The 12,825-nt window shown below is 41.3% G+C and carries 16 protein-coding genes; 7 read left to right on the forward strand and 9 right to left on the reverse strand.

The annotated features are described in order from the left end of the window. Nucleotides 1-24 precede the first annotated feature (24 nt). A complete protein-coding gene (locus tag CVV77_RS22100; RefSeq protein ID WP_119914210.1) occupies nt 25-192 on the reverse strand; it encodes a hypothetical protein in 168 nt (55 codons plus the stop codon). A 179-nt stretch (nt 193-371) separates the two neighbouring features. On the opposite strand from CVV77_RS22100, the gene degQ reads away from it, so the two are divergent. The 6 genes from degQ to CVV77_RS19185 all read left to right on the forward strand — a co-directional run bounded on the left by degQ (nt 372) and on the right by CVV77_RS19185 (nt 5,170). Next, nucleotides 372-512, forward strand: coding sequence for a degradation enzyme regulation protein DegQ (degQ, locus tag CVV77_RS19160; RefSeq protein ID WP_003220708.1), 141 nt, complete (start codon nt 372-374; stop codon nt 510-512). Between the two features lie 184 nt (nt 513-696). Beyond that, nucleotides 697-1,557, forward strand: a complete 861-nt coding sequence (locus CVV77_RS19165) for a polyprenyl synthetase family protein (RefSeq protein WP_084991345.1) — start codon at nt 697-699, stop codon at nt 1,555-1,557. Between the two features lie 12 nt (nt 1,558-1,569). Next, nucleotides 1,570-1,734: a competence pheromone ComX gene (gene comX, locus CVV77_RS19170; protein WP_015384519.1), complete on the forward strand. Its 165-nt coding sequence runs from the start codon at nt 1,570-1,572 to the stop codon at nt 1,732-1,734. Between the two features lie 11 nt (nt 1,735-1,745). Then, nucleotides 1,746-4,046, forward strand: coding sequence for a histidine kinase (locus tag CVV77_RS19175; RefSeq protein ID WP_100276228.1), 2,301 nt, complete (start codon nt 1,746-1,748; stop codon nt 4,044-4,046). A gap of 80 nt (nt 4,047-4,126) precedes the next feature. After that, on the forward strand, nt 4,127-4,771 hold the full coding sequence (gene comA / locus CVV77_RS19180; protein WP_003220716.1) for a two-component system response regulator ComA: 645 nt from the start codon (nt 4,127-4,129) through the stop codon (nt 4,769-4,771). Between the two features lie 18 nt (nt 4,772-4,789). Beyond that, complete coding sequence (locus CVV77_RS19185; RefSeq protein WP_088112164.1) at nt 4,790-5,170, forward strand: hotdog fold thioesterase; 381 nt, start codon at nt 4,790-4,792, stop codon at nt 5,168-5,170. 38 nt (nt 5,171-5,208) lie between these two features. Here CVV77_RS19185 and mnhG read toward each other — a convergent pair whose 3' ends face one another. Genes mnhG through CVV77_RS19220 form a run of 7 tightly spaced genes read right to left on the reverse strand, consistent with a single transcriptional unit; the run spans nt 5,209 to nt 10,977 of the window. Continuing rightward, nucleotides 5,209-5,583 (reverse strand): monovalent cation/H(+) antiporter subunit G, encoded by a 375-nt coding sequence (mnhG, locus tag CVV77_RS19190; protein WP_019259330.1) that lies wholly within the window; start codon nt 5,581-5,583, stop codon nt 5,209-5,211. Next, nucleotides 5,567-5,851, reverse strand: a complete 285-nt coding sequence (locus tag CVV77_RS19195; RefSeq protein ID WP_003241049.1) for a Na(+)/H(+) antiporter subunit F1 — start codon at nt 5,849-5,851, stop codon at nt 5,567-5,569. Before CVV77_RS19195 ends, mnhG begins: the two co-directional genes overlap by 17 nt. Beyond that, a complete protein-coding gene (locus CVV77_RS19200) occupies nt 5,851-6,327 on the reverse strand; it encodes a Na+/H+ antiporter subunit E (protein WP_003241050.1) in 477 nt (158 codons plus the stop codon). The genes CVV77_RS19195 and CVV77_RS19200 overlap by 1 nt, the downstream gene beginning before the upstream one ends. Nucleotides 6,328-6,332: 5 nt before the next feature. Next, a complete protein-coding gene (locus CVV77_RS19205; RefSeq protein WP_088112166.1) occupies nt 6,333-7,814 on the reverse strand; it encodes a Na+/H+ antiporter subunit D in 1,482 nt (493 codons plus the stop codon). Beyond that, nucleotides 7,807-8,148 (reverse strand): Na(+)/H(+) antiporter subunit C, encoded by a 342-nt coding sequence (locus tag CVV77_RS19210; RefSeq protein ID WP_003220730.1) that lies wholly within the window; start codon nt 8,146-8,148, stop codon nt 7,807-7,809. Before CVV77_RS19210 ends, CVV77_RS19205 begins: the two co-directional genes overlap by 8 nt. Continuing rightward, complete coding sequence (locus CVV77_RS19215; RefSeq protein ID WP_003241054.1) at nt 8,148-8,579, reverse strand: Na(+)/H(+) antiporter subunit B; 432 nt, start codon at nt 8,577-8,579, stop codon at nt 8,148-8,150. Before CVV77_RS19215 ends, CVV77_RS19210 begins: the two co-directional genes overlap by 1 nt. Beyond that, nucleotides 8,572-10,977: a Na+/H+ antiporter subunit A gene (locus tag CVV77_RS19220; RefSeq protein ID WP_088112167.1), complete on the reverse strand. Its 2,406-nt coding sequence runs from the start codon at nt 10,975-10,977 to the stop codon at nt 8,572-8,574. The genes CVV77_RS19215 and CVV77_RS19220 overlap by 8 nt, the downstream gene beginning before the upstream one ends. Before the next feature lie 231 nt (nt 10,978-11,208). Here CVV77_RS19220 and CVV77_RS19225 point away from each other — a divergent pair, with 231 nt between their 5' ends. Beyond that, on the forward strand, nt 11,209-11,421 hold the full coding sequence (locus CVV77_RS19225) for a hypothetical protein (RefSeq protein ID WP_088112168.1): 213 nt from the start codon (nt 11,209-11,211) through the stop codon (nt 11,419-11,421). A gap of 37 nt (nt 11,422-11,458) precedes the next feature. Here the strand turns inward: CVV77_RS19225 and maeN are convergent, their stop codons facing one another. Further along, on the reverse strand, nt 11,459-12,805 hold the full coding sequence (gene maeN / locus CVV77_RS19230) for a sodium/malate symporter MaeN (RefSeq protein ID WP_003241058.1): 1,347 nt from the start codon (nt 12,803-12,805) through the stop codon (nt 11,459-11,461). Nucleotides 12,806-12,825 lie beyond the last annotated feature (20 nt).

The following is a 12,825-nucleotide window of genomic DNA, read 5'->3' on the forward strand; positions in this document are numbered from 1 at the left end:
TGCGGTCTTTTCGGTGTTTGTCGGTCAGGATACGCCAAGAATCGCATATTTAATTTTGAAAATACGGTATGAAGGACTATAGTCTTGCTTAGTGAAAATGCGAAACACGTTAAAATCAAGGGAATTAAGAATCTTTCTCAATTTCAGGGGAAAGAAACGCTCCTCTGCATAGAAATATAGTCCCGTTCTCATTGTGATTCCTTTGAGTATAAGGGCCTATTGATATTTGCGGTGTCACGCAGGACTTTTTTGTATATTTTTCGGTGAAAAATAAGCCAAAAGCAGATACACTATTAGTAACAGATCAAATACCTAGGACTCGTTCACCATACACAATTCATTGATCTTTCAAAAAAAGGAGTGTGGAAACGATGGAAAAGAAACTTGAAGAAGTAAAACAATTGTTATTCCGACTCGAACTTGATATTAAAGAAACAACAGATTCATTACGAAACATTAACAAAAGCATTGATCAGCTCGATAAATACAATTACGCAATGAAAATTTCGTAAAAAAGACTTGGAAACAAGTCTTTTTTTTCGTTCCACCCATACAATAAATGGATAAAGTATTATATGATTGTTAAAAAACGAAAAACCTGCTGTCCTTTAAATGTCCCATTTAGTAAAATGGAATGGGAGGGGGGAAGTCGTTATTGAGCAGATGTGTTTAGATTCTGTCCGAATCAAGGAGAAAATGAAGGAGATTGTTAGCCAAAAAATAATGAATCGTGACTTGGAACGATATCTTCAGAATTTTATTGAGTCTAAGGAGACTTTTGAGTTTGCCGATTTGGCCCTTCATCATTATTTAGCTTTTAACGGTCAGGACAAAAAAGCAATCGAATTGCTAGCTGCCGGAATTGAATTGCTTATACTCTCATTCGATATTTATGATGACTTAGAGGATAAAGATAATAGAAATGCTGTATGGATGAAGATTGATTCGTCTATCGCTTTAAATGCAGTTACAGCTCTATACACCCTAAGTATACAAGTGATGTGTCAAGCTAGTCATGAACCACAATTTTCACAAAAGATATTGAATTTTGCATTACAATCAATTCAAGGCCAGCATGATGATATTGTGAATGCGCCGAAAACTGAAGAAGCCTGTCTTGAAATGATCAAAAATAAATCAGGAGCGCTAACAGCACTGCCCTGTGTTATGGGAGTAATGCTGGCAACCGGCAAATACCATCCCATCGTGGCTTCTTATTCTTATGAACTCGGCATTATTGCACAAATTGAAAATGATTACCAAGGTTTATATTATTTAAATAACGATTTTATTCAGAAGAAAAACACATTGGCATACTTATACTTAAATAAACGTTTTAATGAAGCTTCTGTAGAAATCTTGAGTTGGTATGAAAATGCTGAGTTGTTCTTATCATTAAATCCCAAACATATAAAAGAAAAACTAACTGAGGCAGGCGTAGTGCAATATTTACTTGTGATGAAACACTTGTCATTACAAAAACTAAAAAAAGAAATTGCTAGATTAGAATTACAAGAGAATAAAATAAAAGAATTAATAACAGGAATCATAAAATAAAGGAGGATTTATATGCAGGAAATAGTCGGATACTTAGTGAAAAATCCAGAAGTTTTAGATGAGGTCATGGAAGGTAGAGCCTCTTTATTGAATATAGATAAGGATCAATTGAAAAGTATAGTTGATGCCTTTAGAGGATTGCAAATTTATACTAATGGTAATTGGGTTCCTTCGTGAGGCTTTATTAAATGAAGGCATGGTACAACAAAGTTTCAATTTTTTTGATTTTAGTGAGTTTAGTCTATGTAAGTTATTTAACGTATATAAGTTCGAGTAAACTTTTAGTTGGTGCAGCAGTAGCCAAAAATCAAGACAATGAAGTTGTAATAACAAATATTGAGGAGTTCTCTACGGCTTATTATTCAGGAATACAAAAAGGGGACGTCATCAAAAGTATCAATAATCATAAAGTTAAGCGTCCTCTTGAAGTTCAAAAATACAATTCAAACCATGTGAACTCAATAGTCGTCGAGAGAAATGGAGCAAAGGTTAAAATTAAGCCTGATTTAATGAATGATGGAAATTTTACTACTTTTGTGATCCCACTAATATTTTATATAGCTTGTCTATTTTGTTGTTTCTTCATTCTTAAAATAAATGAATCGAAAAAACTACTCTCTGCTTTGATTTTAATAATTTTTTTGTTATCTGCTTCTTTAGCTTATTTAAGTGCGGGTGGATCTGCAAAGGGAGATTGGTTAAGCAGATGTATAATGGTATTCACTTTAACATCTGTAATGTTTAACTATCTTCTTTTCTTATATCAGTATTTTAAAGAGCTAGGCACTGTGTTATTTAACAAAAAAGTTTTTATAGTATATGCAATTCCAGTACTAAATCTAGTTTTTGAATTGTTGCGAACTCACCTTTTCTTTAGACATTATGTGCCTAAAATAAATTTACTTTCGTTCTTTATTTCATTTATAATCGTGAGCGTATATTTTGGATCTATTTTAATTAAAAGTAAGGATACTGAACAAGCGCATATTTTAAAAGTTCTTACCATAATTAATATTTTATCTTTTTCGCCGTTTTTGTTTTTATATATAGTACCTTATGTATTCTTAAGCACTGATGGGATTTCTTCTTTTATAGCTGCTTCATTTATGTTCCTAATACCATTTTCTTTGGTTTATCAATTTATGACAAATAAAATTTATAATGTGGATTTTATTTTAAGTAGGTTAAAATATTATGGAATTTTAGCATTAACGCCCACAATTATTTTAGTTACTGTATTTGAGTTAATGGGAAGTCCAGCTGGAGATTATTATTATTTCAGACTTGCGATTCTGATGTATATTATTATGGTGGCAGTGTTTTATTATAAAGAAGTTCTTGATTTTAAATTTAGATTAAAAAGGGTTTCGGAAAAATTCAATTATCAAGACAGTATATATAAATTTACGCAGCTGATTAGAGACTCAACTTCCCTGACTCAAGTATTTGAAGAACTGAAAACTACTATACTTGAGGTCTCCCTTGTTAGCCGAGCCCATGTTTATGAAGTTTCAGCTGATGGAAGTATTAAACTATATGATGATGAGATCGTAAATTCATTTGAAAAAGTATATCAAAAAGAATTTAGAAAAGTAACACCCGAAATAGGGAAAATCGTTGAATTTAATAAAGGCTTTGTCATGAAGATAGGTGAACGCGGCGGTAAATCATTTGTGATTCTTTGTTTATCTAAAATGAATACGCCCCGTCTCACACTTGAGGAACTTTCTTGGCTGAAAACCTTGGCTTTTTATACAAACGTATCGATCGAAAACGTCATGAAAATTGAAGAGCTGATGAGTCATTTAGAAGAAATAAAACAACAAGAATCAAATCCAGTATGGCTCAAAAAACTCATGTACACGATCGAAGAAAAACAACGCTCTGATCTCGCCCGCGATCTCCACGATTCCGTTCTTCAGGATTTGATTTCCTTAAAACGCCAGTGTGAGCTGTTTTTGGCTGATTTTAAGAAGGATGATGATCCATGCCGTGAAGAGGTGCAGGACAAGCTCGTACAGATGAATGAGCAGATGTCTGATGTGATTTCGATGACGAGGGAGACGTGTCATGAGCTGCGGCCGCAGCTTCTGTATGATCTTGGGCTGGTGAAGGCGCTGTCGAAGCTTGTGGCGCAGCAGCAGGAGCGGGTGCCGTTTCATATCCGTTTAAATACCGGCAGATTTACGGCTTCGCTTGATCTGGATTCGCAGCTGAATTTGTACCGGATCATTCAAGAGTTTCTGTCTAATGCGGTCAAGCACTCTCAGGCGACGGATGTGCTGATTATGCTCATCAGTATTCAAAACAAAATCGTTCTTCATTATGAGGACAATGGCGTAGGGTTTGATCAAGAAAAAAATAATGAGCATTCCATGAGTATGGGGCTTTCTGGCATTAAGGAGAGAGTCAGGGCTTTAGATGGACGCCTTCGGATTGAAACAAGTGAAGGAAAGGGCTTTAAGGCTGATATTGAAATCGAATTGTAATGGTTTTATAACGGAAACGACTTGGCACAGGCCAAGTCTTTTTTATAAAATGGAAATGAGTGAGTAAAAGGGAGGAAAACATGAAAAAGATACTAGTGATTGATGACCATCCGGCTGTCATGGAAGGCACCAAGACAATTTTGGAAACGGATTCGAATCTGTCTGTTGATTGTCTCAGTCCTGAACCGAGCGAACAGTTTATCAAGCAGCATGATTTCTCGTCATATGATCTCATTTTAATGGATCTGAATTTAGGCGGCGAGGTCAATGGGATGGAGCTTTCTAAACAGATTTTACAAGAGAATCCTCATTGTAAAATTATCGTGTATACCGGTTATGAGGTCGAGGATTATTTTGAGGAAGCGATTCGTGCGGGTCTGCACGGTGCCATCAGCAAAACCGAATCGAAAGAAAAGATCACCCAATACATATACCACGTACTCAACGGAGAAATTTTAGTCGATTTTGCTTATTTTAAACAGCTGATGACTCAGCAAAAAACAAAGCCGGCTCCTTCCTCTCAAAAAGAACAAGATGTGCTCACACCTAGAGAATGCCTGATTCTTCAAGAAGTTGAAAAGGGATTTACAAACCAAGAAATCGCAGATGCGCTTCATTTAAGCAAGCGGTCCATTGAATACAGCCTGACATCAATTTTCAATAAGCTGAATGTCGGTTCCCGGACGGAAGCGGTTTTGATTGCAAAATCAGACGGTGTACTTTAAATAAGGGAGTTGTATATGATGGATATGAAACACACATTGCTTGAAGCGCTTGGAATCGAGATTGTTGAAAGCACGGCGGAACGATGCATTGCGGTCATGCCGGTGGATCATCGGACGGTGCAGCCGTTCGGATATTTGCATGGAGGCGCTTCAGTTGCTCTGGCGGAGACCGCGGCGAGCGCAGGTGCGCAAAATCTGATTGATCACACAACACAAGCTTGTGTCGGTTTGGAGATTAACGCCAATCATTTGAAATCCGTAAAGGAAGGAACGGTAAAGGCAGTAGCCGAACCTGTTCATAAAGGCAGAACGACCATTGTCTATCAAATACACATCTATGACGAGCAAGAGAGGCTGATCTGTATATCCAGATGCACGCTGGCTGTCATCAAGAAATAAAAAAACAGCCGGAACTCTGCCTGTCCGGCTGCTTATTTTTATAAGTAAGAATCCTCTTTTCGTTTAATCACAAAGTTTCTGATCCCGTTATAGTCATCCTGTACACTTTTCTCATCAAGCTTGACGCCGGAGTTGTACGCAGCACGGCAGATCAAGTGTCCTCCGACAGGCGACGTAATAAAGATAAAGAAAATCCCGAGCAGGATTTTAGCCGATATTTCCCCGGTTATAAACCACAAAAAGAAGAAGACACCGAGCAGAACCATATTGACGCCTAATGTTGAGCCTTTAGAAGCAGCGTGTGAGCGTGTATACATATCAGGAAGACGAAGCGTCCCAAATGAAGCGGCAAGGCATACAAGAGAGCCGAGCAGAATGAATACAGCCACGACGACTTTAGCGATTTCGATCATTTTCGATAATCTCTCCTTTCTCCAGGAACTTAGAAAATGCAATTGTTCCGATAAACGATAAGATCCCCAGCAGCAAAATAATATCCAGAAACGCACTTGTTTTCAGCAAAATGGAGACAAGCGCCGTGATCGCGATCAGATTGATGCCGATTGCATCCAGAGCCACAACCCGGTCAGGCACAGTCGGTCCTTTAATGACACGAATGACATACAAAAGGGTAGACACTGCCATAATGCCGAGCGCGATTTGCAGAATCAGCGTAAACATCAGCGGCTCACCTCCTGTATGGCTTTCTCAAATGACTCCCGAATATCAAAAATGGCTTTTTCCGCATCCTCAATATCCATCGCGTGAATGTAAAGAATCGTCCTGTCATCGGAAATATCCATCACCAAGGTTCCCGGCGTTAACGTAATGAGCAGTGACAGCAGGGTGATTTCCCAATCCTTCGTGAGCTCTGTTTTAAAAGCAAAAATGCCCGGTCTGATATTCAGTTTCGGCGATAGGACTGATTTCATCACACTGACATTGGCAAGGTACAGTTCCTTTAAAAAAATCAAAAAGAGTTTGATAATAGAAAACATTTTCCATAGATAAAACTGGCGGGTAAAAAAGCGCCGGAAGAAAAAGAGAGAGAGCATTCCCAGAGCATAGCCTGTGATAAATCCTGCGGCGCTTGGATCATTGCTCAAGAACATCCAGCAAAATGCGAGAAACACATTTAATAAAATTTGAAATGCCATGCGATCTACTCCTTCAAAACAGCTTCAATATATTTTTCCGGATTCAGCAGCGTCTCAGCCGCTTGATCAACGTAAGGGGACACCCATTCTGTGCCCAAACCGAAGAGCAGAGACAGTAAGAGAAAAATAGCTGCCGGATAAAGAAGTCCTTTAGCTGTTCTATGATTTGGTTTTGGTGTTTCTTTTTCTTCGCCCCAAAACGCATGTATAAAGATCCTCAGCACAGAGTATAGTACGAGCAGACTCGAAAGCAGAATCAGCATGGAAATCGTAAATTCACCTTCCGCGAAGCCGCCCTCCGCAATTTTAAATTTGCCGACAAATCCGCTGAGAGGCGGGATGCCCGCAAGAGAAATAGCTGAAATGAAAAACATCCATCCAAGAACAGGGTAGCGTTTGATCAGCCCGCCCATTTTATGCAGGCTCGCTGTTCCAGTCAATGCGATCAGCGTGCCCGCCAGCATAAATAAAGCGCCTTTAATCAGCATATCGTGAATCAGGTAGTAAATTGCGCCTTGAATGGATGCGGGGGTATGAACTGCCACACCGAACAAAATCACGCCGACAGCGGTGATAATGTTGTAGATCACAATTTTCATGACATCCGTATAAGCGAGTGAACCGATAACACCGAAAATCACAGTCAGTGCCGCCAGCCAAATCATCAGCTGATGGGTAAAGGCTGTATCGTGAATAAAAATCAATGTGAAAACCCTCGTGATCGCATATAAACCGACTTTTGTCAGCAATGCGCCGAACAACGCGGAGATTGCCGCCGGAGGCGCGTAATACGAGCCCGGAAGCCAAAAGTAGAGGGGGAAGATTCCGCCCTTCATACCGAATACAATCAGCAGCAGGACACCGATGACAGTAATCAGGCCTGTTTGCCCGGATTCACTGATTTTGGCGCTTAAGTCCGCCATGTTCAACGTACCGGTTACAGCGTATAAAAAGCCGACACCGATGACAAACATGGCCGACGACACGATATTAAACACAATATATTTAATGGACTCCCGCAGCTGAATTTTTGTGCCGCCTAATACAATCAGCATATAGGAAGCAATAAGCAGAAGCTCAAAAAATACGTACATATTAAATAAATCGCCTGTTAAAAACGCTCCGCTGACGCCGGCAAGCAAGAACTGCACGCCGGAGTAATAAAAGGAACGCTCCCGTTTTTCACCAACGGAACGGAAGGAATAAAGCCCAACCAATAAACCGATTACCGCTGTTGTGAGAACGAGCAGGCTGGCGAATTGGTCTGCGACGAGCACAATGCCGTACGGCGCTTTCCAGCCGCCCAGACTGAGTGTCTGGATACCTTTTGTAAAGACAGTCTGTACGAGTATGCCGCTGATCACAATCCCGATTGCCGATGCCGCAGTGCTGAAGATTCGCATGAGCATCAGATTCTTCGTCATGAAAATCAGCAGAATGGCCGACAGGAGCGGGATCAGGATTGGCAAAATAACAAAATTATTCATGTTGATCATTTCCCCTCATTTGATCCATATCGTCCGATTTCAATTCCTGATAAGCCCTAAAGGCCATGACGAGGATGAATGATGTAACGCCAAATGAAATGACAATTGCCGTCAAAATCAGGGCTTGCGGAAGCGGATCGACAAATGATTTGGCATGCTCGCTCAAAATCGGAGCAGCGCCTTTCTTTAATCCTCCCATAGTCAAAAGCATTAAATGAACGCCATGGCTTAACAGTGCTGTCCCGATAATGACGCGGAGCAGGCTTTTAGACAGCAGCAAATACGTAGCTGCCATAAAAATAATACCGGCTAAAACAGCCATTAAGATTTCCATTATTCTTCCTCTCCAATCGTTTGAATAATGGTCATCGTAATGCCTACGACAACAAGATAAACGCCTAAATCGAATATCGTCGCCGTGGCAAGCTCCGTTTTCCCAAGGATCGGCAGCTGAAAATATCCGAATGTATGGGTTAAAAAAGGAGCTCCGAAGACAAAGGAGCCAACGCCGGTTAATACAGCGAGCAGAAGTCCGGCTCCCGCGACATAAATGAAATTAACCGGCAAAATCGAACGCACGGTTTTTAAATCATATGCCAGCAGCAATAGAACGATGGAAGAGGACGTGATCAGCCCGCCGACAAAGCCTCCTCCAGGCGCGTTATGCCCTGATAAAAATAAATAGAAAGAGAAAAGCAAAATGATAAAGGATACAAGCTTTGTCACGGTTTGAAGAATTAAGTCATTTGTTTTTTGTTCATTCACCGCTTTTCCCCTCCTCTTTTACTTTTGTTTTAATCATGCTGTAAATGCCAAGAGCGGCAATCGTCAGCACCGTTATTTCAAACATCGTATCAAAGCCCCTGAAATCAACGAGGATGACATTGACGACATTATCCCCTCCGCCGAGATCGTGGCTGTGTTTTGTGAAGAAGGATGCGATGCTGTCTTTTGTACGCTGGCTTGAAGATGCGATGCCGAGCAGAGTGACGATAATCCCGACGCCTAAAGAAATGATGAAATTCGTCATCCGGAATGTTCTCGTTTTCTTTTTCAGCCGCAGCTTCGGCAGATGGTAGAAACAAAGCAGAAACAGTGCGACAGAAATCGTTTCAATGACAAGCTGGGTCAATGCCAAGTCCGGCGCTCTGAAAATCACAAAAAACAATGCGAGCGTATAACCGACAACACCGAGTGAAATAATCGCCGTCAGTCTTGATCTGGCAAAAACAGTCGCCGCTGTGCCGCTGATCATGACAAGCGTCAGAATAATTTCGTATACGCCGATTTTAGCCATGCCTTCCGTTGTAAAGGAAAATCCGCCTTTGATGACAAAAGCGCCGCCCATCAGAATGATGAAACCAGCGAAGATATACAGCAAATAATCCCTTAAAAAGCCGGTCATATATTGTTTGGTGACTCGGTAAGAACCTTTTTCCATCAGAGTCACAAGCTTGTCGTATAACCGATTGAGTGTGAGCTTCGAAGGAAATAGCTTATAGATTCCCTTCCACTTATTCATCGTCAAATATCCAATGGTGCCGATAACAATAATTCCTGCAGTCATCAGCACTTCCGTATTCAGCCCATGCCATTGCGAAATGTGAACATGGAATTTCTCATGGCTGTCCAGCAGTGTCGGATAGATCGAGTTCATCGCCGGCTCAATCAAGCTGTAGGACAGGATATTTGGGAAAAAGAAGAGACTGACAGCGAACGCGACCAGAATGACAGGAGATATGAGCATGCCAACCGGCGCTTCGTGAGCCTGTTTTTCAAGCTGCTCAGGCTGGTAACTTCCCCTGAACGTTTTAAACAGCAATTTCATGCTGTAGATAAATGTAAATACGCTTCCGATCCAGGCCAGAACAGGAAATAAAGCGCCCCATGTCTGCACGTTGAACAGATCGAAATGTGTTACGCGAAGCATGCTTGTGAAAAACATTTCCTTACTCAAAAATCCGTTAAACGGCGGAAGTCCGGCCATTGAAAATGTCCCGATTAAGGAAATGGTAAATGTAATCGGCATAATCGCCATCAGGCCGCCGAGCTTCCGGATGTCCCGAGTGCCTGTTTCGTGATCGATAATCCCGACTGCCATGAACAAGCTTCCTTTAAAGGTAGCGTGGTTGATTAAATGGAAAATGGCAGCCATGGCGGCAACTGTATAATATTCTGTATGGCCGTAATGAAGAGCTGCGGCACTGACCCCAAGCATGGAGATGACCATACCGAGCTGGCTGACGGTTGAAAACGCCAAAATCGATTTTAAATCAGTTTGTTTCACGGCATGGAATGAACCCCATACCATCGTAAAGAGCCCAACGAGGGAAACGATCCAAAACCACTGAGCTGAAAAGGCGAAAATAGGACTGAATCTCGCAATTACATAAATGCCGGCTTTCACCATAGTAGCTGAATGGAGATATGCGCTGACAGGCGTCGGAGCTTCCATCGCATCAGGCAGCCAGATATAAAAAGGGAATTGCGCGGACTTTGTAAATGCCCCTAATAAAATGAGAATCATAGCTGGGATAAACAAGTCGTGTCCGGCAATTAATTGAACCTGATGAATCATCTCTCTAATACTGAAGGAATCTGTTATCAGATAAAGGAGAATAAATCCGCCGAGCATGCACAGCCCGCCGCTGACCGTAATTAAAAGTGATTTGGCAGCGCCGTAGCGCGACTTTTCACGCTTATACCAATATCCGATCAGCAAGAAGGATGAAAGGCTTGTCAGTTCCCAAAACATATAGAGAACCATGACATTGTCTACAAGAACGACACCGAGCATCGCACCCATAAACATCAATAAATAGACATAAAAGGGCCCGAGCTGTTCTTTTTCTTTCGATAAATAAAAAATGCTGTAAAGAGTGACCAAAGAGCCGATGCCTGTGATCAGCAAGGCGAATAACAATCCGAGACCGTCTATATAAACGGTAAAGTTAATGCCAAGTGAAGGAATCCACTCCAATACCGACCGCAGTGTTTCTCCCGAATGTGTCATCCTGATCATTGGGAGAAAGTATATAAACAGCAAGACGGGCAGGATCAACACAAACCAGCCCGTGTGCACTCTTTTTGCGTATTTTGCCAAGAAGGGAATGATAATGGCAAATAAAAAAGGCGATAAAATAGCAAAATGTAAGAGCTGCAAAGATAAGACCTCCTTTTTCTCGTTCTCAATTAAAAAATGCGCTATGTATCAAATATACGGTCAAACGACCCAGTCCAAATTATATCGCACTTTTTTGGAAGCCGCCATGCTTCGAACTGCTGCAATAGGTTTTTATGAGTTCCTTTGACCTTAAAATAAGTCTAACAAAAATGATGTTATTTGTATATTTAAAATCAATCCTGATCAAGCTGAATGTAAGGAGCTGATCATGTGAAGAGCAAGGTTCTGATGTGCTCAGGTTTATTCTGCTCAGTATTCACAGGGGCATTCATTTTGAATCAGTATGACGGACGCAGTGGTGCGGCTAGTGATGAGTGGGAGCTGTATTTATTGGAGCACCACCTTTCAGCCAGAATGAGTGAAATGGAATCAAAGGATCTGCCGTTCGGTCCCCGAGAGTATATTCGAATTGTGAACAGATAAAAAAAGAGTTCCGCATATGACGGAACTCTTTTTCTGTTTATGAAGTGAAGAAACGAAGCAGAATTGTCGCGCAAATGACTGTACCTGCACCGCCGAGACGGGTGGAAATTTGGGCGAATGGCATAAGGCCCATTCTTCCTGACGCTGATAAAATCGCAACATCACCTGTTCCGCCTAGACCGCTGTGGCAGCAGGTAACAATGGCGGATTCAACCGGGTACATGTTCATCAGCTTGCCTACAAAATATCCAGAAGCAATCATCGCGACAACAACTGAAATACAAATGATGACAAACGGAATAGAAATCACAGACGCCACGTCATCCAATGGAATAAAGAGGATGCCGAGACCAACCATCAGCGGCCAAGTGAAGCTTGAAGAAATAAACTTATAAAGCTGGTAAGCGCCATCTTCCATTTTTTTCGGAAGAACATTCGCATACTTGACAGCCGCCGCTGAAATAATCATTAAGATCGCGCCCGGGATGAAGATGAATTTCTCCAATAACCCGCCGAAGATAAAGAATGTACACGCGAGCAGAACACCGGCTCCCATCAGTTTAAAATCAATTTTTGCTTCGGCTTCTTTTTGATTGAAAATCTCATTTGCTTTTTTAGATTTGACGAGACGGCCGTTTCCATTCAGATCTGGACGCTTATCGCCAAGCTTTTTCATTAAGGCTGCACAGATGATAGCAAAAACATTTCCGATAATAGCAGCAGGGACCAGCTGAGACACATACACATCAGCGGATGAACCGAGTATTTGTGAATAGGCGATCGAGAGCGGCAAAATTCCTTCGCCTATGCCCCCAGCAATAATCGGAACAACGACAAAGAAAAAGGAATCGTAGGCACTGTAGCCAAAAATAAATCCGACGAGTATGCCGGCCGCAACTGCTGCGATCGTTCCTGCAACCAGTGGAACAAACATTCTGATAAAACCCTGTATTAAAACAGTTCTGTTCATTCCGAGGATACTTCCCACAACAAGACAAGCGATATAGAAATAAAGGAAGTTAGATGTTTTCATCAGATTGGTTACAGCGTCTAAAGATGTTGAATTCAGCACATTGTAAAAGACTAAAAATGAAGGAACAAACAAAGATAAAATGGCAGGGCCGCCAATATCCTTCAATATCGGAATGCGCTGGCCAATGTCTCCAAGAAACACACCCAAAATCATAATGATGGCAAACCCGCCAAGCATATTTGCGGGCAGCTCATTGTAATAGGCTGCAAGAATAATAATAATAGCTAATACTGTGTATAATGGCAGAGGAATCACACCGATTTCCCAGGACCATATTTTTTGAAACAGGTTTTTCTCCTGTGTGACTTTTTGCTCAGGTGAAATTGTCCCCGTTTTTGGAATTGCTCCCATGTTATACACCCCCATGTATT

The organism is Bacillus sp. SN1, assembly GCF_002796895.1.
Classification (GTDB): Bacteria; Bacillota; Bacilli; order Bacillales; family Bacillaceae; genus Bacillus; species Bacillus inaquosorum.